Source organism: Paenibacillus sp. GP183, assembly GCF_900104695.1.
GTDB lineage: Bacteria > Bacillota > Bacilli > Paenibacillales > NBRC-103111 > Paenibacillus_AI.
The window spans coordinates 1,367,153-1,391,326 of sequence record NZ_FNSW01000001.1; the positions used below are offsets into that span (position 1 = coordinate 1,367,153).

General features: G+C 48.3%; 28 protein-coding genes. 1 reads left to right on the top strand and 27 read right to left on the bottom strand.

The window, feature by feature from the left end; all coding sequences use genetic code 11:
* Positions 1-207 precede the first annotated feature (207 nt).
* From BLV33_RS06745 to BLV33_RS06780, 8 genes are all read right to left on the bottom strand, one after another.
* Positions 208-1,176 (bottom strand): biotin--[acetyl-CoA-carboxylase] ligase, encoded by a 969-nt coding sequence (locus tag BLV33_RS06745; protein WP_090789448.1) that lies wholly within the window; start codon positions 1,174-1,176, stop codon positions 208-210.
* Positions 1,177-1,210: 34 nt separating this feature from the next.
* Positions 1,211-2,617 (bottom strand): CCA tRNA nucleotidyltransferase, encoded by a 1,407-nt coding sequence (locus tag BLV33_RS06750; RefSeq protein WP_090798736.1) that lies wholly within the window; start codon positions 2,615-2,617, stop codon positions 1,211-1,213.
* Between the two features lie 47 nt (positions 2,618-2,664).
* Positions 2,665-3,834, bottom strand: coding sequence for an N-acetyl-alpha-D-glucosaminyl L-malate synthase BshA (bshA, locus tag BLV33_RS06755; protein WP_090789450.1), 1,170 nt, complete (start codon positions 3,832-3,834; stop codon positions 2,665-2,667).
* An 18-nt stretch (positions 3,835-3,852) separates the two neighbouring features.
* Complete coding sequence (gene bshB1, locus BLV33_RS06760) at positions 3,853-4,557, bottom strand: bacillithiol biosynthesis deacetylase BshB1 (RefSeq protein WP_090789452.1); 705 nt, start codon at positions 4,555-4,557, stop codon at positions 3,853-3,855.
* A 2-nt stretch (positions 4,558-4,559) separates the two neighbouring features.
* The gene (locus BLV33_RS06765) at positions 4,560-4,979 is read right to left on the bottom strand and encodes a methylglyoxal synthase (protein WP_171909038.1); all 420 of its coding nucleotides are present in this window, start codon (positions 4,977-4,979) and stop codon (positions 4,560-4,562) included.
* 10 nt (positions 4,980-4,989) lie between these two features.
* The gene (gene dapB, locus BLV33_RS06770) at positions 4,990-5,793 is read right to left on the bottom strand and encodes a 4-hydroxy-tetrahydrodipicolinate reductase (protein ID WP_090789456.1); all 804 of its coding nucleotides are present in this window, start codon (positions 5,791-5,793) and stop codon (positions 4,990-4,992) included.
* Positions 5,794-5,811: 18 nt separating this feature from the next.
* Positions 5,812-6,351 (bottom strand): tetratricopeptide repeat protein, encoded by a 540-nt coding sequence (locus BLV33_RS06775; protein WP_090789458.1) that lies wholly within the window; start codon positions 6,349-6,351, stop codon positions 5,812-5,814.
* A 62-nt stretch (positions 6,352-6,413) separates the two neighbouring features.
* The gene (locus tag BLV33_RS06780; RefSeq protein ID WP_090789460.1) at positions 6,414-6,752 is read right to left on the bottom strand and encodes a nucleotide pyrophosphohydrolase; all 339 of its coding nucleotides are present in this window, start codon (positions 6,750-6,752) and stop codon (positions 6,414-6,416) included.
* 161 nt (positions 6,753-6,913) lie between these two features.
* On the opposite strand from BLV33_RS06780, the gene BLV33_RS06785 reads away from it, so the two are divergent.
* Complete coding sequence (locus BLV33_RS06785; RefSeq protein WP_090789462.1) at positions 6,914-7,783, top strand: YitT family protein; 870 nt, start codon at positions 6,914-6,916, stop codon at positions 7,781-7,783.
* Between the two features lie 6 nt (positions 7,784-7,789).
* On the opposite strand, the gene BLV33_RS06790 is transcribed toward BLV33_RS06785, so the two are convergent.
* From BLV33_RS06790 to aroH, 19 genes are all read right to left on the bottom strand, one after another.
* On the bottom strand, positions 7,790-8,644 hold the full coding sequence (locus BLV33_RS06790) for a sporulation protein YpjB (protein ID WP_090789463.1): 855 nt from the start codon (positions 8,642-8,644) through the stop codon (positions 7,790-7,792).
* A 55-nt stretch (positions 8,645-8,699) separates the two neighbouring features.
* Complete coding sequence (locus tag BLV33_RS06795) at positions 8,700-9,368, bottom strand: DUF1405 domain-containing protein (RefSeq protein WP_253186993.1); 669 nt, start codon at positions 9,366-9,368, stop codon at positions 8,700-8,702.
* A gap of 79 nt (positions 9,369-9,447) precedes the next feature.
* Entirely contained in the window at positions 9,448-10,338 is an 891-nt protein-coding gene (locus tag BLV33_RS06800; RefSeq protein ID WP_090789465.1) for a c-type cytochrome, read from the bottom strand.
* Between the two features lie 19 nt (positions 10,339-10,357).
* Positions 10,358-11,029, bottom strand: a complete 672-nt coding sequence (gene qcrB, locus BLV33_RS06805) for a menaquinol-cytochrome c reductase cytochrome b subunit (protein ID WP_090789467.1) — start codon at positions 11,027-11,029, stop codon at positions 10,358-10,360.
* 17 nt (positions 11,030-11,046) lie between these two features.
* Positions 11,047-11,595: a QcrA and Rieske domain-containing protein gene (locus BLV33_RS06810; RefSeq protein ID WP_090789469.1), complete on the bottom strand. Its 549-nt coding sequence runs from the start codon at positions 11,593-11,595 to the stop codon at positions 11,047-11,049.
* Positions 11,596-11,879: 284 nt separating this feature from the next.
* Positions 11,880-12,302: a DUF2487 family protein gene (locus BLV33_RS06815; protein WP_090789472.1), complete on the bottom strand. Its 423-nt coding sequence runs from the start codon at positions 12,300-12,302 to the stop codon at positions 11,880-11,882.
* A gap of 93 nt (positions 12,303-12,395) precedes the next feature.
* Positions 12,396-12,584, bottom strand: coding sequence for an IDEAL domain-containing protein (locus BLV33_RS06820; protein WP_090789474.1), 189 nt, complete (start codon positions 12,582-12,584; stop codon positions 12,396-12,398).
* A gap of 87 nt (positions 12,585-12,671) precedes the next feature.
* Positions 12,672-13,802, bottom strand: a complete 1,131-nt coding sequence (locus BLV33_RS06825; protein WP_090798740.1) for a hypothetical protein — start codon at positions 13,800-13,802, stop codon at positions 12,672-12,674.
* Positions 13,803-13,915: 113 nt separating this feature from the next.
* A complete protein-coding gene (locus BLV33_RS06830; RefSeq protein WP_090789476.1) occupies positions 13,916-14,488 on the bottom strand; it encodes a histidine phosphatase family protein in 573 nt (190 codons plus the stop codon).
* 88 nt (positions 14,489-14,576) lie between these two features.
* A complete protein-coding gene (locus tag BLV33_RS06835) occupies positions 14,577-15,209 on the bottom strand; it encodes an anti-sigma factor family protein (RefSeq protein ID WP_090789478.1) in 633 nt (210 codons plus the stop codon).
* A complete protein-coding gene (locus BLV33_RS06840) occupies positions 15,206-15,799 on the bottom strand; it encodes an RNA polymerase sigma factor (RefSeq protein WP_090789480.1) in 594 nt (197 codons plus the stop codon). Before BLV33_RS06840 ends, BLV33_RS06835 begins: the two co-directional genes overlap by 4 nt.
* Positions 15,800-16,219: 420 nt before the next feature.
* Positions 16,220-17,308 carry a prephenate dehydrogenase gene (locus BLV33_RS06845; protein WP_090789482.1) on the bottom strand — a complete coding sequence of 363 codons (1,089 nt, stop codon included), beginning with the start codon at positions 17,306-17,308 and terminating at the stop codon, positions 16,220-16,222.
* 65 nt (positions 17,309-17,373) lie between these two features.
* Complete coding sequence (gene trpA / locus BLV33_RS06850) at positions 17,374-18,189, bottom strand: tryptophan synthase subunit alpha (protein WP_090789484.1); 816 nt, start codon at positions 18,187-18,189, stop codon at positions 17,374-17,376.
* A complete protein-coding gene (gene trpB, locus BLV33_RS06855; protein WP_171909039.1) occupies positions 18,186-19,388 on the bottom strand; it encodes a tryptophan synthase subunit beta in 1,203 nt (400 codons plus the stop codon). The genes trpA and trpB overlap by 4 nt, the downstream gene beginning before the upstream one ends.
* Positions 19,372-20,082, bottom strand: a complete 711-nt coding sequence (locus BLV33_RS06860; protein WP_090789488.1) for a phosphoribosylanthranilate isomerase — start codon at positions 20,080-20,082, stop codon at positions 19,372-19,374. Before BLV33_RS06860 ends, trpB begins: the two co-directional genes overlap by 17 nt.
* A 17-nt stretch (positions 20,083-20,099) precedes the next feature.
* Positions 20,100-20,909, bottom strand: coding sequence for an indole-3-glycerol phosphate synthase TrpC (gene trpC / locus BLV33_RS06865; RefSeq protein ID WP_090789490.1), 810 nt, complete (start codon positions 20,907-20,909; stop codon positions 20,100-20,102).
* On the bottom strand, positions 20,899-21,939 hold the full coding sequence (gene trpD / locus BLV33_RS06870; protein WP_090789492.1) for an anthranilate phosphoribosyltransferase: 1,041 nt from the start codon (positions 21,937-21,939) through the stop codon (positions 20,899-20,901). The genes trpC and trpD overlap by 11 nt, the downstream gene beginning before the upstream one ends.
* Before the next feature lie 106 nt (positions 21,940-22,045).
* Positions 22,046-23,593, bottom strand: coding sequence for an anthranilate synthase component I (gene trpE / locus BLV33_RS06875; protein WP_090789494.1), 1,548 nt, complete (start codon positions 23,591-23,593; stop codon positions 22,046-22,048).
* Between the two features lie 192 nt (positions 23,594-23,785).
* Positions 23,786-24,172 carry a chorismate mutase gene (aroH, locus tag BLV33_RS06880; protein ID WP_090789495.1) on the bottom strand — a complete coding sequence of 129 codons (387 nt, stop codon included), beginning with the start codon at positions 24,170-24,172 and terminating at the stop codon, positions 23,786-23,788.
* Positions 24,173-24,174: the final 2 nt, after the last annotated feature.

The window sequence follows — 24,174 nt, forward strand, 5'->3', positions numbered from 1 at the left end:
CGCATAAAAAAAGCATATGATCCTTCTGTCTCGGTCCAAAATGGCTCAGAGCAGAATCCGACATACTACTGTATTATAATTCAATTGGGCTAAAACCTACATCATTATGCTTGAAAAACAGGATAAGAATGCAGTTCCAAGGGATACCGCTTCTTGGTTTAAGTATACCATACTTGTGCAGGTTTACCATACCGACTTCAATCCCGCTCAACGCAGCTCAACGTCACCCGAGAAAACGCGAATCGATTCACCCGATGCCAAGGATATGGTCAATGCACCTGACTCATCAATCGATTCAGCCATCCCCTCCATTAAACCATTGGGTGTTTGCACCCGAATAGGACGGTGCAAGGAAACGCTGTAGGTTTCCCATAAAAGCCTGATGGGTCCAAAGCCCTCCTCATGATACAGCCCATACAAATCTTCAAACTCCCGCAAAAAAGCTTGGATGACAGCTGTCCGGCTTACTGCCGAACCGGATTCAATCGCTAATGACGTAGCCACGCCGCGAAGCTCCTCCGGATAATCCTCCAGCCGCAAATTTGCGCTGATGCCGATTCCGGCTATCACATATTTTAAACGCTCGTCTTCACCGTTGATCTCAAGCAATATCCCGCATACCTTTTTTCCATGGATCAAGAGGTCATTGGGCCACTTGATGCCGATTTCCACCTTGCACAGCTTCTGAATGGACCTGCAAACTGCAACAGCGGCAAGCAAGGTCAGCTGCGGAGTGAAATAAATCGGAATCCTCGGAGTAAGCACCAAGCTCAACCAGATCCCTTTGCCGGGCGGGGAATGCCAATGGCGGCCCATACGGCCTCTGCCTGAGGTTTGGCGTTCTGCAAGCACAAGAGTGCCCTCCACTGCTCCAGAACCGACCAAAGCATGGGCAACAGCTTGCGTGGAATCCACCTCATCCAGGATATGGAGCTGGCGACCCATCACTTTGGTTGTGAGGCCGCCAATCAGTTCCGCGGCATTCAGCTTTTCAGGTTTGCTAATCAGCTTGTAGCCTTTGCGAGGTGCAGAATCAAATTCATAACCGGCCTCGCGCAGACTCCGGATATGCTTCCAAATGGCCGTACGGCTGCAGTTCAATTGTCGGCTGAGCTCTTCACCGGACAGAAAGGCATGCGGATGCTGCTCGAATACTTGTAAAATACGTTTGTTCATGATGGGCTCTCTCTCATTGAAATTGAAAACATAGTCAGGGGTGGGATGCTCCCCATTGCCTTGCTGCTAGCAGCAAGGACTCCCGATCATTGTGCAGCTCATTCAGAGCGGTACATTCCAGTAATTCCTGCAGCACCAAGCCGATCCAAGGTCCAGCCGGGCGATCCAAAGCCAGAACCAGGTCGCTGCCCGTGATCGACAATTGTTTAAGCTGCGTGCAGGACAGCTCCTCGAGCCACTTCTCGCCGGATTGGACCAGCGGCGGAACAAAAGTACGCAGACTGGCCTCCAGGCTGGCCAGGACAGGCTCTGCCGAGGATGCAGCCGCATCTCGGGCGAGAGCTGGCTGGCTGGCCTCCAGGCTGGCCAGGACAGGCTCTGCCGAGGATGCAGCCGCATCTCGGGCGAGAGCTGGCTGCAGGGCGCGCAGCACCTGCAGCCAAGCGCGGGCAGTCGGCACGCCGTGCCGGACCGCGGCAAGCTTCCAGATCCGCGCCAGCTGCAGCGGATCCTCATAGGGCGCCGAACCCGCGGCGCCCAGGGTCAAGAGTTGCCGCGCAAGCTGCTCGTGCAGCGCGAGAATCCCGGTCACCGCGTCCGTGTCGGCGCGAGAGAAGGTCAGCTCCTGGAGCGCCGAGCGGACCATGTCCGCAGGCGTCTCCAGGAGCAGCAGGAGCAGCGCCCAACGGGCGTTCTGCTCCTGCAGCGCGCTGACGGCGTCCAGCGCTTCGGGCCGGGCGAGCCAGCTTTCAAAAGGCAGCGGAAGCTGCTTTTTGAAATGGCGCCACAGGCGGCTCGCCAAGAGCAGCTGCACGGCCCGTGCCGGGGCAGCGCCTGCGACCATGCGCTGGAGCTCGCTGCGCACGCGCTCCATGGCGACGTGGCGCAGCAGCGGAGCTTGCCGCAGCAGCGCCTGCCACGTCTTCGCTTCGACCTGCAGGGCATAGGTCGAAGCGAAGCGAATACAGCGAAGCATGCGCAGCGCATCTTCGCCGAAGCGCTGCTCCGCTTCGCCGACGCAGCGGAGCAAGCCCGTTTGCAGATCCTTTTGTCCGCCAAAAGGATCGATCAGGGTTCCGCTCCGGTCCAAAGCCATCGCGTTCATCGTAAAATCCCGCCGCCGGAGATCCTCCTTCAGGCTGGAAACAAACGCGACCTCTTTGGGTCTGCGGTAGTCTTCATACTGCGACTCCGTGCGAAACGTCGTCACCTCGTAGGCTCCCTGTTCCAGGATCACGGTAACGGTGCCGTGCTGCAGACCCGTCGGCGCAGTCCGGGTGAAGAGGGCCATGACCTGTTCCGGCAATGCCGAGGTGGCGATATCCACATCTTGAATCGGCCGCTTCAGGAGATAATCGCGAACGCAGCCGCCAACCAAATAAGCTTCAAAGCCCTGATCCTGAAGCTTGTCCAGAATAAACCCGGCTTCTTCATGTTCCAAAACTCCGTGCACACCAGCACCTCATTCTAAGTCCGCCTGCTCGTTAATTAGCAGATGGGTTCCTCCAGCTTCATCTCTTCCGGCATCTCCCTACCCAGCACCCGGTAGTAGATCTCTTCATATTGTTTACGGATCAGGTCGTTGCAAAACGTGAAGCGAGCCCTGTATTGGCAAGCTTCCACCATCCGGGCATAGAGCTCGCGATCGGTTAACAGCTTTAACGTATAGTTTGCCATGGTTTCCGTATCGCCAACTTCGGCCAAGTAACCCGATTCGCCATGCGTGATCAGCTCCGGGATACCCCCCGCGTTCGAAGCGACTGTAGGCACTCCGCAGGCCATCGCTTCCAGGGCGACTAACCCGAAGCTTTCCTTCTCGGACGGCAGCAGATTAACATCTGCCAATGAGAGGATCTGTGCAACATCATCCTGCGTGCCGCAAAAAGTCACCTTTTCCGTTAAGCCCAGGTCTTTGACCTTGGCAATAATTTTGCAAAGCTCCGGTCCTTCTCCAACAAAGATCAATCGCGAGGGAATTTTTTTGGCAACTTGGGCAAAAATATCGACGATATCCGAAACGCGCTTCACCGGCCGGAAATTGGAGATGTGAATCAAAATCTTTTCATCAGGCCTGGCGAACTCCAGCCTGAGCTCCTGTACATCCCTCGGGTAATACTCGCGTTTATCTATAAAATTGTAAGCCAAATCAATAGGGCGGCTGATATCAAGCAGAGATCGGGTTTCCTCAATGAGATTATTGGAGACAGCTGTTACGGCATCGCTCTCATTTATGGCATACCGAATCAAATTGCTGATCGATTGATCCTGACCGAGCACCGTGATATCAGTTCCATGAAGGGTAGTGACCACCTTCAGGCTACCTCCCGCCATTTGCTTGGCGAGCAATGCACAAACAGCATGTGGAATCGCGTAATGCACATGCAGCAAGTCCAACTGATTCATCTGGGCGACTTGGGCCAGCTTGCTGGCCAGCGAAAGATCATAAGGAGGATAGCGGAATACGTAGTAATCGCTGACCTCCACTTCATGATAAAATATATTTTTATCGAATTTACCAAGCCGAAAAGGCATACTGTGTGTGATAAAATGCACTTCATGGCCTTTTTCCGCTAGCAGCTTTCCAAGCTCCGTCGCTACGACTCCCGATCCGCCCAATGTCGGATAACAGGTAATTCCGATCTTCAGCTTCTTCTCCATATTCGGCCTCTTCTCCGCTTACCTGAACATATCCACGAGTTGTGGTTGTTTCGAAATAAATCCTTCTGCATAGCCCACCATGCGTTTTTGTCCCATTAAACGATCTCTTGCTTCCACCCTCTCCACATAGCCTTGATTCAGTGGGGTAGAGACATAGTCATTTCCTTCCCCAGCAGTCACAAATTGGGAGCGATAGGCTTCTAAAGCAGCTATTTTCTTGCCATAGCAGTCTGAAACGTCGACTAGCAGATCAGCTTCAACTACATCATTAATGAAATAAAAATAAAGCTGTTCAACCTGAAAGGCCTTGGCATCCGGCAAATATTTGCGCAGCTTGGCGTTAAATACCGCTTCCTGGATTAGCTGCGAGCAAGCGACGTGATCCGGATGACGGTCCTGCCAATAAGGGGCAAATACAATTTTAGGTTGGAGTGCCCTTATTTCATTTGTAATTCGCTCTATAAACGTTTCCTTGAGGAGCAATCCGCGATCCGGAAGTCCCAAATTGGAGCGCATCGTAATCCCAAGAATAGCCGAGGCTTGCTCCGCCTCATTCTTTCTCGATTCAACAGAGCCGTTGGATGACAATTCGGCATAGGTCAAATCACAAATCCCGACTTTAAAGCCTGCTGCTGTATGCTTGGCGATGGTAGCTCCCATGCCAATCTCTGCGTCATCTGCATGCGCACCAAAAATCAAAATATCCAGCTGTGTTGGTCCCATGGCTACTCTTCACCTTGTTTGTATTTATGAACGATTTCCCTCCAGGCAAAATCCCCGCGATCCAGTGCCTTCACGAGAATTTCAGCTGTAGCCATATTCGTGGCGCAGGGAATACCTTGCACATCACACAACCGCAAAAGCGCCGTAATATCCGGTTCATGCGGCTGAGCCATCAAGGGATCTCTCAGGAATATAATCAGATCCAGCTCGTTTTGAGCGACCATGGCCCCAATTTGCTGATCCCCGCCAAGCGGACCTGACATATATCGATGAATGTCCAGCTTCGTATTCTCCATAATTCTCAGACCGGTTGTGCCTGTTGCATAGAGATGATGCCCCTGAAATACGTGTTCATAGGCCACCACAAAATTGACCATCTCATCTTTCTTTCTGTCGTGTGCAATCAGTGCAATATTCATCAACTGTCGCTCCCTAGTCTATAAATTGCTCGAAGCCGTATACCATTCCGGTGTATGTCATTACTTGTCTCACACCTATCGCAACTCCCGGCATATAAGCGGAACGTTCATAGGAATCGTGGCGCAATTTCAGTGCTTGTCCGTGTGAAGCCATAATGACTTCCTGCTGCGCAAAAATACCCGGGAGCCTTACGCTATGTATTCTAAACCCATTGTAATAACCTCCGCGCGAACCTTCGATGGTTTCCTCTTCCTGCGGATTTCCCTGCCGCAATTCTTCCCTGACTCCTGAAATCATTTCTGCGGTTTTGACCGCCGTACCAGAAGGAGCATCCAGCTTTTGGTCGCCGTGATATTCGATAATTTCCAGATGGGGGAAATATTTGGCGGCCTGCTTGGCAAAACGCATCATCAGGATGGCTCCGATCGAGAAGTTGGGAGCAATCAACCCGCCGATGCCTTTTTCAAGGCAATGCTTGTCCAGCAGATCAATATCGTTCAAGGTAAATCCGCTGGTGCCGATTACGGGACGAATGCCATGCTTAATGGCCAGATTCGTGTTTTCCAATGCAACATGTGGCGTGGTGAAATCAATCATGACATCGGCTCTGGATTCCACCAAGGCCAGCTCCAAATCATTCTGCAGCCGTATGCCGCATTCGTCCAGCCCAACCAGTCTGCCCATATCGACGGAATCGGAAGAACGGCACACGCCGGCTGCCAATTCAAAATCCGGCTCCGTCAGCACCAATTTAACAACCTCGCGTCCCATTCTTCCACTTGCTCCCGTGACAGCTACTCTAATTTTACGCTCCATGATAGTAGATCTCCTTTGTCATTTCTGATCATAAGAATTAGCTTGAATGTTATCTTGAAGCATGAGCTGATGCTTGTATTCCGTGATCTGTTGACTGGCAATTTCATGCAGGGGATCGAGCCGCAGCACTTCATTTACCGCACTCAGGGCTTGATGGTATTCCTGTCTGGATGCGTAAGCCGCACCCAGAATCAGATACGCTTCTATGGCTAGAGGATCCAGAATGATGGCTTCCTTCAAAAGCGCGATCGCCATATCCAGCCTTTCGTTTATCGGATTTAAAAGCTTCTCAGCCTGCTGCACCTTTTCCCGCGCATACAAATATTGCAAATGAAATCGATAGGATTCATTATCCGGTTCCAATCGAACCGCGTGCTTCGCACGATTCAAAGCCTTCTCCAGCTTGTTGCTTCTGGCATAGGTAATGGATAATTTATAGTGGTAGTCAGCATAATCCGGTTCCAATGCAATTGCTTTTTCAAACCACTCTATGGCTTTTTCAAAATCAGACCCGAGAATGGATTCGTATGCTTTTTGTAATTCTCGTTCTCCATCCACCTGCCCATCCTCCCTTCGATAACCGAAATTACAAAATCAGGGGATGGTACAGTTTATGAACTTCAAGTAGGTTCGGTGTTAATTTTAGTCCAACGACCAGCATCTCGTGTATTGAACTTATGCATGACTTTCTCATGAGCCTCGGTTAGATCGATTCCCAGAGAATTAGCGAAACATATCGTAATAAAAAGGATATCTCCAAGCTCCAACTCAATGGAGTTATCTGCTTCCGTCTTTTTCTTTGGTTTTTCTCCAAAGCTGTGATTGACTTCGCGCGCGAGCTCTCCGACCTCTTCGCTCATTCTGGCCAGCATGGAGAGCGGGCTGAAGTAACCTTCCTTGAATTGTGAAATATAAGTGTCAACCTCTTGTTGCAGCTCTTTGAGCGTTCTGTCTGACATAGTAACCCTTCTTTCAGGTCATTTCTGAACTTAAGCCATCCCTTCCATGTTATCGTAAACAACTTGCATTGACAAATGATTTTGAATTTTTTTCTTTCCAGCAAAAAGAGGTATAATTGACCTGTGTTCAAGTCCTTATACCCCTCGGAGGATTTCCATTTATGCCATTGAAAAGTTTTACAGATCGATTGACTTCCCTGCTCGCCATTACACTGGGAACGGCTATTTATGCTTTCGGCCTGCATTACTTCGTCATCTCAAACGAGCTCATGGAAGGCGGCGTGACCGGCATTTCCTTATTGCTGAATTACGTGCTCGGGATCCCTCCGTCTATTTCAACCCTGGTGCTGAATATTCCCCTGTTTTATCTTGGTTGGAAAATGTTTGGCAAGAACTCGATGTTTTATACCATCTACGGGGTTATTTCCCTTTCCATTTTCTTATGGATCGTGGAATGGCTGATTCGTTATCAATGGATCATACCCTTTCAAACTGAAAAGGATTATTTTCTTGCCACCTTATATGCGGGAGTAACCTTAGGCTCAGGACTGGGCTTGGTATTTCGCTATGGAGGGACAACCGGCGGTTCGGATATTGTGGCGAGAATCGGCCACAAGCTAAGGGGCTGGAGCATAGGGCAAGTGATCTTGTATATCGATGTGATCGTCATCGGGGTTGCACTTTTTTACATTCCAAAAGAAAAAGTGCTCTATTCATTGGTAGCTGTCTTTATTTCATCCAGAATGATCGATTATATAACGGAAGGAGCCTATGCTGCCAAGGCCTTCACCATCATCAGCGACCATGCTGAGCAGTTGGCTAGTGCCATTTCCGATGAGTTGAACCGCGGTGTGACCCTTTTTCCGGCAAAAGGAGCCTATTCCGGCCAAAACAAGGATGTCATCTATTGTGTCATCTACCGACAAGAGAGCAGAAGGCTGCGTGAGCTTATCAAAGGCATTGACCCCTCAGCCTTTATCATTATTGATGAGGTGCATGATGTGGTGGGTGAAGGGTTCAAAACAAGCTAAATTCACTCAACCCTTCTCTTTTTTGTTGACAGTCTGATTGGTTTTGAACATTCTCCAGCCTGCATAGGTCAATACCGTGCTGATGATGGCGCCGAATAAAAACACCCAGATGATTGGCGTTTGGTTATCTGCCAAGGGTAGATAGGCAGTTGCCTCCTGCCGTTTGTTGAAAATTTGATCCAGTGTATGCTGGAGCTGTTCAATCCCTTTGACCACATTTTGTGAAGCCATCGGCTTGGATTTAACTCCCGTTTGGATAAAGTTGATAACAGAGTCCAGCTTCTCTATGAGGGATGGATCTCGGCTGATCTGCAAGGACGGATGAATCAGAAAAATATGCTGCTTCAGTTTTTCATAACTATTAATCGTTTCTTGCTCATTGGAAGCTTTAACAGCCTGCTCCAGATGAGTGAGATCATTGCGGAGCACCTTGTCATATTGGAGCCACATCGGCTGGCTCGTATGAGTCAGAGCATCTGTTGCCAATCGAATTTGAGCTGCTGCTGCCTGGCCTTCTATGTGAGATAAAGAAGCGGCATTGTATACTCTCTTGGCCTCGGTTATGGAAGATGTCAGTGCATGAAGGCCTTCGATCGAAGTTACACCTTGAAACTGGATATGTGTGATTTGATCACTGAGCTGGAGCAGCATATTACGCGCTTCCATCATCTGCCCATCCATGGCTTTCTTATACATATCATCTGCCGTCCTATTCAGCAGCTGCATTTTTTGCTGCTGCTGAGGGTCGGCTTTTTTTGTGGGATTCGCAGATTTGGAGGATCCGCAAGAGGCAATTAATATAATAGCCATTAACACTGTGATTAAGAGTATCCAACTACGACCGCTGAAATAATCAAACATGGGACATTCCTCCTTCAAAATCAGCTTATGGAGGTTTGTCCCATTTTAGACCAAGCTATTCGATTGTTTTTGATTTTGTTTTTCTTTGGACCATCATGATTACAGCTATCCCTATTCCTATGATGCTCAAGCTTATGGTGAACTTCTCAATCCAGCCCAGGTCATCCATAAGTTCATCCGGCAGCCAAGGAAAAATACCGCGGTGATAATCCATAAAATCATTCCAAAATGTCCAAACAGCAACAGCGAGTATTGAAATCCAGCGATAGGTATAGAATCTGGCGAACATTAAGGCTTCCACGGCCATACCCAAATGAGAGGCAGTCAGCATCCAATCCTGCCAGCCAAGGATATTGCCCTGTGCGGCACCGGCAAAAATCATCGCCACGGCCCAAACGCCATACTTGATGGAAGTAATCAGAGCAAAAGCTTCCACAAAACCCCGCAGCGCTGATGCGCTCTTTCCAAGCGGAGAAGATTGGATGCCGTCTCGGATCAAGTAAAGTAAAGAAAGGGTAAAGAACAAGCTCGCCGTAGGACTGTCGGGAACAAACCATACATACCACAGAGGTTTTTCCGCGATGGTAAACATCATTTGCGACCAATACCATTCATATCCGTATAGGGTACCGGCTAAATTAACAATAAATAGCGTCCAGATGATCACCTTGCTGGTTAAGAAAGGTTTACTCAGCAAAAATGAAAATGATAACTGCTGCTGCAAACGTGCTCCTCCTTCATTTTCGTTCAAAAAACCTGACCGCTTAGTTCGGTCAGGTTTTGATGTTCATGTTTATCCTTGATTATTGAGCCTTTTTTTGCATCGCCAGCCAGTTGGCCAGCTTATCAATGTCGGCGTCGGTTAAGCCTTTGCTTTTATTGGCATCGTATTGAGCAGGCATGTTGCCCTTGCCGTTTTTGATAACTCCCAGGATTTGATCCTTGGAGAGTACATCGCCAATACCGAGCAGCGCCGGGACTCCAATGGAAGGATTACCCTTCAGGTTGCCGCCATGGCATTGCAAGCATGTGGCTTTGGCAAATACCTTGGCGCCTTCATCATCAGGTGCAACAATCGCAACGGCTGCTTTTTTGGCGCCTCCGGAAGTACCAGCGCCGCCTGTCGCGCCTTTGGCAGCTCGCAATTCTTCTTCACGCTTAATGTCCTCAGGGATAATATTCTTATCTTTCAGTTCGAACTGGTAATGTGACCAAGATGTATAAGTCAAATACGAAGTAGCGATTAAAGTCAAAAACATGAGTGTTGATGCAATCGGCCTTCTGTAAAAACGCCGCTCCTTGCCTGTATCCAGAAATGGCGCAAGAAGTAATGCACCAAACATAATGGCCGGTACAAGTACGGTTCCCATGATGATATATTTATCTGAAGTGTACGGATATTTCAGAAGCTGGTACAGGAACAGGAAGTACCAGTCAGGCATTGGAATAAACGCTGTATTTTTAGGGTCAGCCGGATATCCCAGCGGAGCCGGTTCCGACATAACCAATACGAGAATTCCAACCATCACGACGACTCCAACCATCCACTCTTTCAGCAAAAAGTTGGGAACGAATGCTTCTGATTTTCCCGGATAAGCCGAGTAATCCTTTGGAATCATCTTTTCCGTTTTTTTGATAACACGGGAATCCCCGACGAAAACTACTTTTTCATCCGATTTATGACCATGTGCCACGCATTAACCCTCCTTTCAATTATAGCGGTCCGGAAATACCTTGCTTGCGAATCATGAAGAAGTGTCCTGCAAGTAAAGCAAGCAGTACGCCCGGCAGGAAGAAGACATGAATAGCAAAGAATCTGGTCAATGTTTGTGCTCCTACGATTTCTCCGCCCTGCAGAAAAGTTTGAATATAAGGTCCAATGATAGGTGCGGATGCTGCAATCTTGATTCCTACTTGCGTTGCATAGTAGGCTTTGTTATCCCAAGGCAGCAGATATCCGGTAAAACCAAGACCCAGCATAACGAAGAAAATCAGCATTCCTACAACCCAGTTCATTTCACGAGGCGCTTTATAGGAACCTGTAAAGAACACGCGCAGAGTATGTAAGAACATCATGACAATGACAAGGCTGGCACCCCAGTGATGCATACCCCTGACAATGACACCGAAGGCCACTTTATGCTGAAGGTAATCAACACTGGCATAAGCATTAATAATATCCGGCGTGTAGTACATCGTTAAAAACATACCGGATAAAATTTGAATAACTGTAATAAAAAACGTCAAGCCGCCAAAGCAATAAACAAAAGCGGAAAAGTGATGCGCAGGATTTACGTGTTCCGGCACCTCGTGATCCGCAACGTCCCTCCACATCGGCGTGATATCAAGACGTTCGTCAATCCAGTTGTACATATTTTTCAACATCTGATGGTTACGCCTCCTTATTTCACTCTTGTGTTATGGCCAAGCGGACCTACATAAACAAAACCACTCTCTACTTTTACTTGATATTCGTCGAGGGGATTCGGTGCTACGGCAAGGTTTTTGCCGTCAGCCGTATAATGCGCGCCGTGACAAGGACAGAAATATTGATTTGGATAGGCAGGATTATCATTCCAGTTTACCGTGCATCCAAGATGCTTACAGGTCGGATTCAGAGCAAATATTTTGCCGTCCGCTCCTTTGGAAATCCATGCAACCAGTTCCGGATCGCTCTCATACCAGCCGTCTACTTGATGGATTTGGAATGAAAACGATTTAGGCTCTGTCGTAATTTTGCTTTCTTCAACAACTTTGATCCAAGCGGCCTGAATCTTTGGTTTAAGCACCGGATCTATCGCAAATCTGAGCATCGGCACAATCATGCCGGCTCCCATAAAAGCCCCAGCTCCACCTAAAGTATAGGTTAGAAATTGGCGGCGGGTAATTTCGCGCTTGGTTCCAGGTTTCTGTACATGCTGATCATCATTTGGATTGTTGTGGACATTCATTGATTCAGTCTACCCCCCTACATTTGCTTCCATTCGAATAATGAAGCAAACTTTTATCACCTGTCGTTCGATGTTACATTCATAACTAGGACATTTCTAATAATAGCTCACGACCTTGGAAGCGTCAAGAAAGGGAAGCTTGTTTTAAAGCATCGAATTCTTGCATGAAAGCCAAATTTAATTAAATTGTCACATCTACTATTTGCTTGGACGGAAACGGCTCTGTGCACCTAGCTTTCGCATTTTATTTTCCAAAAATACGTTAATCTTGAAAGTAGCTGTTCTCAGCTCCAAAGCAGCTGCAATTGCCTGGATATCCCGATTTTCATTTCAGACTGATGATCCATCCATTTTTCCATATCTATGTAAAAGATTTCGTCCACCGTTTGCTTCAGCCAGCTCTGTGATTCCGATTCTGTCGTCAATACTATCACATACGCGAAACCGGCTTCCTTCAAACGTGATCCGAGGGTATTGATTTGTACGGACAAGTCCATGCCTTCCACATAATGAACTGCAGGATAGGTAACTACTCTGCCTTTATAAGGGATCTCTATCAGATCAAGGGCATCACGGAGCTTTTCAAGCGCTTCTGTTGCCTGCCACGGCTGCTCCCTGCCCGTTAATCCGGTGACAGGCAGCAAGCAGGTGTCCAAGTAAGGCTGTAAAGCTTCCCATTCCTCTTTTATCACATCGCTGAATTTCATCGCATCTGCTCCTTTATTTCTTTTCGATCCGGGTTACAGTTACTTTAAAACAAAAAAAGACATATGTCACCACATGTCCATTTATCCATTCGATTAATTGGGTGTTTTCAATCCTATAAGCTCGGAAGTAAGCGCAAAAAACAGCTCTTGATCTCCTTTGTCCAACGCGTCGTCTATCTCTTGATAAAGCTCCTTCTCTTTTTGCTTTCGAATCGATTCATCCCAGATGATTTCAGCAAAAACCGCGAGCAGCGCATCGTTCGTTATATTCATTTTCCCCATAGGACCGATCTACCTCCTACTCTTAAGCATATTCAACGAAATTTTCACCGTTAAGTACACCAGCCCGCTTGATCGATTAATGTGTCTTTACCCAATTTCCTGGGAGTTAATATCAATCCGGTCTTCTTCCTTCACATATGTGCCTTCAATGACCTCGCTTCCGAGCTTTGTCATTTGAATGACACGTCCATGCAGCTCATCCTCGCCTATACGGATCAGACCAAGATGCATCATCATTTGTAAAATCCGCTGCTCCAATATGGATTCGGAGGAATCGTAATAAAATGGTTTAATCAGCTTGCACAGCACATCTCCCAGGGAAGCGGCCGTTACCCAGGAACCAGCTAACCGCTGGACCCATTGGACGATGGATTGGATATTCGGGATCGGACCTTTATAAAGCCTCAACCAGAAACGGTATATTTGAACGAGATTTTCTTTGCTGCCTTCGAGCACTTTATTTTTGCCGGAATCCGTTAAGGCAAGAATCGAATTTTGCTCGACAATCCAGTGGTGGAAATAACAATAATCGTAGATGAATGAAAACCGGCTTGGATATTCCTTGAACATCCGTCCATATCCGAATCTCCAGGCTCCTTTGGTGACCATTTCCTCTTTAACCGACATGCATTCCAATATTTGCTGCAGCTGGCGCTTATACATACTGTTGTCCGGAGACAGCATAATCTCAGGTTGCATGGATATGTACTTTAAAAATTGGTAGATATCTTCATGTATGAGCATTTGCTCTTCTCTATAAACCCTGGGATCATCAACAACAACCAGCGACTCCCGGAATTTCACCGTCAAAACATCGCGAAAACGCCGTTTGAGATCATGGGGAACCTGAAACAAATATTTGGTTTGCTGCGAGTAGCCGTTGAACAGCCAGCCCAGCTGCTTGAATTTGGTGATCACTTCTCGCGGATTCTTGGTGTCGGCTTCATTCTTGGGGAACATGCTTTGATTCACTCGAGCGGTCAATTCTTCAAGACTAAATGAGTTTCTGGCATCCGAAAGCAGTGAATTCAAAAACCGGACATCCTCCAGTCGCAAGCCTTGAATGTGGCGCTCGAATACCTCTCGGCGATTAAGAGTGCTAAGAATGGATTGGATCAATTCATTTTTGGAGTGCCCATTGCACTCACACTCGTAAGTGTCGGCAATTCTGCCGAGCTCCTGAATATCCGCATAGCTGAGCATATCTGCGAGATTCATTTCCATCTTAATCTCTCCCTTCCGCCGGTTTCTATTAACCATTATGGGAGACTTAATTGTAAAATATTCCGGTTGCGCAAAAAAACACTGCTCTTTTTTGAGCAGTGTTTGTCCTAGCTTTCCAGATGGACCAAACAGTTATAGAGCACAAGTTCCCACGAAGAATCCGTGCGCTTGAGGATGGTCAGTGAGGTGTTTTGCAAAAATTCGTCCTGCTCCATGCTTAAAGCCCTCAAAATCTGAACAATGAAGCCGCCGTGCGAAATAAGGAGCAGCCTCTCATCTGAGGCATTGGTCGCCAATTGCTCCAAAAAATCATGCCAGCGAGCAAGCACCTGCTCATTCGTCTCGCCGCCGAGATCCAGCTTCTTCCAATCGGCTCCCCAACGGTCTATTCTTTCTTGCTCCTTCGTGCCTTCGACTTGGCCAAAGCTCCTTTCACGCAGCCTGGCATCAAATCCAAGAATGGGGATTCCGGAGATGGCGGAGATGATCTCCGCTGTTTCGCGAGCTCTGGACAAATCGCTGCTGAATATCCCTGTCCATGCTTCATTCTTCATTCTATGTCCCAGCAGCCTCGCCTGGGCTCTGCCTTCTTCAGTCAAGCTCGTATCCATCTGTCCCTGCATTTTGCCCAGTTTGTTCCATTCCGTGCTTCCGTGCCGGATCAATCCAATAGTCGTCATTTTGTCCTCCCGAGGATAAACGGTTTCGCGGTCCTAAATGAAAAATGCTCCCCTAAAGGAGCAATGTAAGTATGCTATTGTAAAGCGTTTATGCTTTTGTTCTTGAAAACCAGTTCATGATCAGCATTGTAGCTATTAGACCGAGAATGGAGACTACAAGCAAATAATGCGGATAGGAATGAATAGGCCCAACGTTAAAACGCAGCGGCTCCATAAAGCCCGTATTCAGGCTTGCCACAGCTGTGCCAAGAGAATGTCCATTCAAGGATGCAGAGTTATCGCTAGGAACAAATACCTTTGGCGCTTGCAAATCATTCATGGAAGATCCTGAAGAAGCTAATGATGCTCCCGTCGACCGATCATTTAAGATAGAGAATAGAAAACTGACTACAAACAGAGCCAGAGAAAAAGCAATAACAGTTGTTAAATTTCTGCGCAGGTTATGTGAAATAGCATACATCCGATTCGGAACTGGGATTCTCCATGATTCGTCATGGTAGATTCTCGTCATGACCCTGTCGGAGACCGCATGTCGATAATCGGATTCCGCCTTGCTTTCAACGGCCGAACGAATCAGAACCGTACTTTCCTCCCATATTTGGAACTCTTCTTTGCAGGAGGGGCAAGTTTTGATATGGCTGTCCACTGCTGCGCGACGCAAGTCATCATTCGGCAAATCCCAGTAATCACCAAATAATTCTTGAATGTCACTACATTTCATCTTTGATTCATCCCTTCGTACTCTTCGAATATCGATTCCGCAAAATAAGGCTCCAGCTGAAGCTTGACACTCGCACGGGCCCTGAAGAGCAGTGACTTCACGGAACTGACAGTCTGGTCGAGAATGTTGGCAATTTCCTGATAATCCATTTGATCATACTCTCTCAGGATCAATGCGGACTTTTGCTTCTCTGGCAAACTGTTGATCGCTTCACGGACCATATAAATTTTCTCATTACGCAGCGCAGCTTGCTCCGGCATGGCCTCGAAGGATGCCTGAGGCGTATGCCCGCTTTGCTCCAGTGATACTTTGACGTTTTTATTTTTACGCAGCTCACTAAGCACCGTATTTCGGGCTATCGTGTAAAGCCATGTAGAAAAAGAAGCCTCAACTTCACGAAAGGAGTGAAGGCTGCGGTAAGCTTTATAGAAACTCTCGTTACACAGATCCTCAGCCAAGGCTTCCATCTGCGAGCTTTTAAGCATATGAAAGATAAATGCAAGAATTTTACGCTCGTAACGACGCATAAGCTCGTTGTAAACCTGAACGTTTCCATCCTTGATCTCTCTTATCAACTGGGAATCGGTCATTACGGGCGACTCTCCTCGTAATTGAAAGGTAGTGCTCCCCAGCTGCTCTTATCATGTTTGACTGCACAGGGAGAAAAAAGTTGCGGAAAAAGAACACTTTGGATGAAATAAATTGAACCTTATAAGAAAGTTCTGGACAAACCATTAAATTCCTCCTTACTTCGACAATCTTTTTGAAAACTGGACTGAGTTTGCTTCTCCTGCCGGACAAGAAATCACCTATTTAATTGTGTAAGAAAAAGTGCAGCAGTCCTGTATTTTGGGCAAAAAAAAAACTGCCTATAGAGGCAGCTGCACTTATGGTGCTAGTATCGGATAGGAGTGGAGAGAAACCATACTGTACTTTTATTATATGTATACGTTTTCAAAATGTCAACGTTTTTTTTGAAAACGTTTGCGGAGGTCATATGCAATGTATTTCTACACATGAACAGCATATTGCGCTTTAAGCATTTCTGCAGCGCGATCAGCATCCTCCTGATTGCGAAAGGATAGCCTTAACACTCCAGGAACGTCCTCTCTGCTCTCTACAATTTGAATATTGCTCAGATTAATTTTTTCATTCCCAAGGGCTGTTGTTACTTGTCCGATGATTCCGGGATGATCGGGAATATCGATGTAAATGTCATATAAGGAAGTGATCATGCCTTTACGTCGTTCCGGCAGCTTGCTGCGAAAATCGCCAGCCAGTTGAAATTGCCGGGTAATGCCCTCCCCATCGGACTGCTGCAGCAAGTCTATAAAACGAGATACCTCAAGCTTCCAATCAGTAAGCAATTTCAGCAGGATTTCACGGTTATTGATTAAAATATCCTGCCAGATCACGGGATCCGAAGAAGCAATTCGGGTAATATCGCGAAATCCGCCTGCAGCCAAATTCTGATAAAGCGGATTGGTCTCATTGTAGGCGCGAATTTGATTGACCAGGGCGACCGCAATGATATGCGGAAGATGGCTGATGGCCCCGACGATATCATCATGCTGTTTGGCATCGACCTGAATGATCTGAGCTTTGGTCAACTTCAGCAGGCCTGACAGCTTATCCACTTCCTGCCTGGGTGTATTTGCGGCAGGCGTGAGGACATAAAACGCATTCTCAAATAAATGGGAGGATGCGGCCTCTACACCTGACCGCTCAGAGCCTGCCATCGGATGTCCGCCGATGAAATGCACGCCATTCCAGGAAAGGGCTTCAGCCGCCTCCATGACGGAAGCCTTTGTACTGCCCACATCTGAGATAAGGCACCCAGGCTTCAGCGGCAGCTTATTCAGCTCTGAGAGATAAGTTTCCAAAGAGCCGACAGGCACACATATGAAAATATAATCTGCATTCTTTACCGCCTCTGCCATGGAGGTAGTCGCCTCGTCCACTACATTGCGCTTGAGCAGTTTTTCAACGGATTTAGGGTTGGGAGAATGTCCAGTCACCGTAAAGCCTGTTTTTCCTTTATAGCATAAGGCTAGCGATCCGCCGATTAAGCCGACGCCAAATATCGTAATTTTTGTCATGTGATCAACCTTTTTTGCTTTTTATTCTACCTTATCTCTTTAGCACTTTCCAGCGCAAAATAGGTTTACAGACTTTTCCCTTTAAGCCCACCCACAAATTGACTGATTCGCGAAAGTCCTTGCGGACTTGCGGGATCAGCTTCCAAATGAGAGAGCACCTCTTCTATCGAGCGAACAATCGCGCTGCCGACAACAACGCCATCGCAGGCTCCTGCGAATTTGGCAACCTGATCTCGAGTTGAAATACCGAACCCTACAACAACCGGCAATGAAGTTGCCGCTTTAACCGTAGCGATGAAATCATCAATTCCACCGAAAAACTCGGACCTTACGCCTGTGACGCCCAGCGAAGATACACAATAAACAAATCCGCTGGCGTTAGCCGCGATTCTCTTGATTCTATCATTGGAAGTTGGAGCAACTAGCGGTATCAAATGAATGCCATATTGCATAGCGATAGCACGGGCTTCCTGGTCCTCTTCCAGAGGAAGGTCAGGAATGATGATGCCGCTGATCTCATTTTCTTTCATTTGCTTGAAAATGCGATCCAAACCGATTTGCAGCACAGGGTTATAGTAAGTAAATAGAATGAATGGCAGCTTTGAACCTCGGCTTCTGGCCTGTCTGGCAGTCTCGATGACATCAAAGATCGAAACACGATTCTTTAAAGCTCTTTCCGAGGAGCGCTGTATGACAGGACCGTCGGCTAGCGGGTCTGAGTAAGGAACTCCGAGCTCCAATAAATCGGCCCCTGCTCGTTCCATCTCAAGAATGATTTCCAGAGAAGCTTGCGGCGAAGGATCTCCAACCGTCAGAAAAGGGATTAATGCGGTTTCTCCGCGGCTTTTTAGTTCGGCAAATCGTTGATCGATCAAATTCATACTCGCCCCTCTTCTCTATCCAGATAGCTCATAATGGATTCAACGTCTTTATCCCCGCGTCCCGACAAGTTGATGATCATTATCTGATCCTTGGACATGGTCGGGGCAAGCTTGACGGCTTGAGCGATGGCATGCGCGCTTTCAAGCGCAGGAATAATTCCTTCGGTGCGGCTTAACAGCTGCAGGGAGTCAAGCGCTTCCTGATCAGTGATCGGATAGTAAGTGGCGCGCTCCGAATCCTTCAGATAAGCATGCTCAGGACCGATACCCGGATAATCAAGTCCAGCGGAAATCGAATGCGCCGGCTGCACTTGTCCGAATTCATCTTGCAGCAGGTAGCTTAGTGAGCCTTGGAACACTCCCGGAGAACCTTTGGTCATCGTAGCGGCATGTTCTTCCGTATCTATGCCGCGGCCAGCAGCTTCTACGCCAATCAGCTTGACATCCGTATCCTGCACAAATGGATAGAATATCCCCATCGCATTGCTTCCGCCTCCAACACAGGCTACTACAGCATCTGGCAGACGACCTACCAATTGCAAAATTTGTGCGCGCGACTCATCGCCGATCACACGCTGAAAATCGCGCACCATCATTGGATAAGGATGAGGTCCGGTGACTGAACCGAGTATGTAGTAGGTATCCTCTACATGGCTGACCCAATAGCGCAGCGTTTCGTTGCAGGCATCCTTTAAGGTGCGTGTTCCCGACATAACCGGGATCACCTCTGAGCCAAGCAGCTTCATGCGAAACACATTGAGCTGCTGACGTTTGGTGTCCTCTTCTCCCATGAACACCTTGCATTCCATGCCCATCAAAGCCGCAACCGTTGCGGAAGCAACCCCATGCTGGCCTGCGCCGGTCTCGGCAATGATTTTGTTCTTGCCCATACGTTTGGCAAGCACCGCCTGGCCGATCGTGTTATTGATTTTGTGCGCGCCTGTGTGGTTCAAGTCTTCACGTTTTAAATAAATCTTCGCTCCGCCGAGCAATTGGGTTAACCGTTCCGCATAATACAGCGGTGTGGGTCTTCCGGAATACTGCTGCTGTAAATAACGGATTTCCTCGATGAAATCCGGATCGTCCTTGTAGCGTTTATAGGCCTCTTCAAGTTCAGCCAGCGCATTCATTAAGGTCTCTGGTACGTAACGGCCGCCGAACTTTCCAAATCTTCCAAACTCATCAGGTACTTGAGCCATGATGGATCACCCTTTCCACAAATGCTGTAATTTTGGATACGTCTTTGACTCCATCCGTTTCTACGCCGCTCGACACATCGACTCCGTCCGGTTGATAGTCTTCCAGAAGCTGAGTCACATTATCCGGCTGCAAACCTCCGGCAACGAGCAGCTTGACTCCTACCTCGCGAGCCCATTCCTGGTAGGGCGGGATGCAATTCCAGGCAAAAGCATTCCCGGACCCGCCTCCATAGACGGGATCAAACGTATCTAGGAGTACAGCGTCGATGCTTCCTCTATAATCATCCAATTGCTCCGCTACCGCTGCAAGGGTAGGAACGCGATCCCCCGATTTTTGTAAAAGCACCGCTTTAATTACGAGAACGCCAAATTGCTCTTTTACCCGTTTGCAAAACTCGGGGGATTCTTGTCCATGCAATTGAACCACATCCAGTGGAGCTGTTTGCAGTGTTTGGAGCAGCTCGTCCTCGCTTGGATTCACAAAAACGCCAACGGTCAAGGGAATATCGTCACCCGTTAAAGCTTTCTTTTGCAAAAAACGGATCATCTCTCCTGCTTGCTCGGGAGTAACCTGACGCTTGCTCCTCGCAAAAACAAAGCCGATGTGGGCAACCGGTAAATGGGCAATTGCTTGCAGCACTTCGATGCTCCGGATGCCGCAGATTTTCACGGTTGGAGCCGCAGATGAAGCCATACAGATCTTCCTTTCGACTAAAGCTTGGCCTCCGATGGGCTCATCGGTCCCATCAAATCATGGACGGCTTGCTCCACAATGGATTGTCTCATAAAATACTCACCGATAAGTACGGCATGAGCGCCGACTGATTCCAGATAAGCCATATCTGACTGCGAAGAAATGCCGCTTTCGCTTACAATTGTAATGCCCTTGGGGATATGGAGGATCAATTGTTCCGTTGTTTTGAGGTCCGTTGCAAACGAGTGCAGGTTGCGGTTATTGATGCCGATCAGCTTGGTATCCAGCTCCAAAGCACGATCCAGCTCAGCTTGATCATGAACCTCCACTAAGGCATCAAGTCCCAGCTCCCTCGATAAAGCGAGGAATCGCTTCATCTGTTCAGTGGTGAGAATAGCTGCAATCAGCAAAATGGCATCCGCGCCAATAAGCCGCGCCTCATAAATCTGCAGCTCATCAATCGTGAAATCCTTGCGCAGCAGAGGAACTTGTACAGCCTGGCGCACTGCCTTCAAATAATCGTTGCTGCCTTGAAAAAAATCCACATCCGTCAGCACCGAAATGCAGTCCGCGCCTGCCCGAACATAAGACTCAGCAAGGCTCACCGGGTGAAAATCCGGGCGGATTAAGCCTTTGGAAGGCGATGCCTTCTTCACCTCGGCGATTAATCCCATATGCCGCCGGCGGGAGCCTTCGGCCAAAGCTCTTTCGAACCCGAGGCAGGCCGCAAGCTGGCTGATTTGCTGTTCCGCATCCCGAAGCGACAAGCTTGTCTTCAGAGCGGCTACCTCTTGCCGTTTGCAAGCTACGATTTTATCAAGAAACATGGCTGAGATCTCCTGTGAATTGGACTAATTCTTTCAATTTGTCAGCCGCTTTGCCGCTGTCAATCACGCTACCGGCAAATTTGACGGCCTCTTGCAGAGTAGCGCATCGTCCCGTTACATAGAAGCATGCTCCGGCATTGGCGAGCACAATATCGCGGTGAGCTCCCTTTTCTCCAGCCAGGATACGATGAATAATAGCTGCATTCTCCTCTGCATTTCCGCCGATTACTTCTTTCAGCGGATAGGTGCGAAGCCCCAGATCATCCGGAGTAAGCTCATACGTATGGATCTCGTTATCTTTGAGCTCTGTCACCTTCGTTGGCGCCGAGACGCTGATCTCATCCAAGCCGTCCAGACTGGCGACAACAAGAGCCCGTTTGAGTCCCAGCGCCCGAAGCACCTCGGCTATAAGCTCCGTCCGGGTGCGATCAAAGATACCCAGCACCTGCCGGTCGGCTCCGGCTGGATTCGTCAACGGTCCCAGCAGATTGAATACCGTACGGAATCCCAATTCTTTGCGGGGTCCGGCGGCATGCTTCATGGATTGATGATAGGCCTGAGCAAACATAAATCCAATACCGACCTGATTGATGCATGCAGCCGCCTGCGCACCACTCAGCTGGATATTGACGCCCAGCGCTTCCAATACATCCGCGCTGCCGCTTTTGCTCGACATGGCGCGATTGCCATGCTTCGCTACACGAATCCCGCCGGCAGCGGCAACCAGCGCTGAAGCCGTAGAAATATTAAACGTATCCGATCCGTCTCCCCCAGTGCCGCAGGTATCCAGCAGGTTCGTCTGCGATACATTAACCTTCATGGCTTTGCTGCGCATGGTCTCGGCAAACCCGGTGATTTCATCCAGGGTTTCTCCCTTCATCCGCAGCGCCGTCAACAAGCTGCCGATTTGGGCTGAGGTTGCCGCCCCTTCCATGATCTCCGCCATCACGCCGCGCGCTTCATCCCTTTCCAGGTTCGAGCCGCTCACTACCTTGGAAATGGCTTGCTGAATGATCAAAAGTGCACTCATTGCTGTTCCCTCCTAAGAGTTTTGCTTTAGCAAAACTGGCATCGTAAGCATAATCTCAGTGTTTTCGTTAGAAAACCGGTTCATAAATTTCATCTTTTTGGCTTATTTACATGTTGATGAAATAGTCTTTATTGATATCGCTGACCGGCTTCTCCGCTGGAGCGAACATCACTTCGGCCATCCGTATGGATTTCAGCATGCCCTTTGCCTTGTTGACCGTTTCTTCGTATTCCTTTTCCGGAACAGAATCCCAAACAATCCCCGCTCCTGCCTGCACATAGGCTTTGCCATTTTTAAAGATGATCGTGCGAATCGTAATGCAAGTGTCCAAATTCCCGGAGAAACCCAGATAGCCAATGGCCCCTGCATAAGCTCCTCGCGATTCCTGCTCCAGCTCGGCGATGATGCTCATCGCTCTCAGTTTGGGCGCACCGGATACTGTTCCGGCAGGCATAACGGAAAGCAAGGCATCGAAGAAATCTTTGTCCTTGGCGATTGTGCCCGTCACATTGGAGACAATGTGCATCACGTGGGAATAGCGTTCGATTTCCATGAAGGTGTCGCACTTTACTGTACCGAACTCTGCTACCCGACCGATATCATTGCGCCCCAGATCGACGAGCATCAAGTGCTCGGCTCGTTCCTTCTCATCGGCCAGAAGCTCCTGCTCCAGCCGCATATCCTCCTCCGGTGTCGCGCCTCTCGGCCTTGTTCCGGCAATCGGTCGGGTTTCCACCTTTTCCTCCTCCACCCGGACAAGCAGCTCGGGGGATGTGCCCACGATCACCTCATCATCCATTTTGAGCACATACATGTAAGGAGAAGGATTTAAGGTTCTCAGCACTCGATAGACCTGCAAAGGGGATACTTCCGTTTCAATTTCGAAACGCTGGGAAAGCACAACCTGAAAAATGTCGCCGGCACGGATATAGGCTTTGGCTTTTTCCACATTGCCGATAAAAGCATCTTTTGTAATATTGGAATTTACCTGGCCAAGCTCCAGCTCGGAAGCTATCGGATTATGCGTCATGGTGTCCATGCTGAGCGGACGTTTGATTTTCTCAATCGTGGCGTCGATTTTGGCACAGGTTTCGTAATAGGCCTTCACGATGTCTTCATCTGTAGCAAACGGCGCGACATGCACATTCGCAATCACTTTGATCTGTTGTTTAAAATGATCGAAAGCAATCACTTGATCGCAGAACATGAACTGCATGTCATTCATCTGCAAATCGTCCACCCGATGGGCTGGCAGCTTCTCGTAGTATTGCAGTAAATCATATCCGAAGAAGCCGACAGCGCCTCCGGTAAAACGGGGTAAATCCTCCAGCTGAGGACTGGTATACGATCGAAGATATGCTTTTAAAATATCAATGGGCTTCTCTGCCGTTGTTGTGGTCTCCGATTTAGTTTGCACCTCGGTCAAGCCGTTCTTGGCACGGATCATTAAAAATGGATCGGAGCCAATAAAAGAATATCTCGCCCATTTTACGCCGCCCTCCACACTTTCCAGCAAAAATGCACGAGGCTCTTGATACAAATGATGAAACACGCGAATCGGTGTTTCCGTGTCTGCCAATAAATGGCGCACGACTGGAATTAGGTTGTAGGTGCGGGCAAGCTGAATGACTTCCTGGATTTCCGGTGTATACATGGTTTACATCCCCCTCTCAGCAGGCCGCAAAAAAACCTCTACCGAAGTAGAGGCGTCTGTTCATCAAGTAAGAAAAAGATGATTCCATAGAAAACAACAAAATAGGCACATCACTCACCTATTCTCTGCTCTGCTCATCTAAACTCTACTCAACTCTGGCTCTGCTCTACTTACTCATCTATACTCACTATACTACTGACCTTTGGAATTTGTCAATTTCACAATATCTGGACGAAGGCTTTGGGCGGCTTTCAAATAAACATGATTCATTTCATCCTGACCCTTGGTCGTATTGACCAGCACCATAAGCCGAATGCATCTAGGCAAGCTGTTCTCCACCGGAATCTCCAGTGAGCACATCAGAGGCACCAGCGCCCAGTCACTCATTTGACGAATGGCTCTAGCCGGGAATGTCGCAGTGATATCATGGGTAACTGTAATAAAAACGGAGCTGATTTCATCGGGCCTAAACTCATTGGCTTCTATAATCGCTTGAAGCAGCTCGGATGTTGCGGATAAAATCTCTTGCTCTTCGTTGTGCTCGACGGTTGTTGCGCCGCGTATGCCACGATTCCACATCG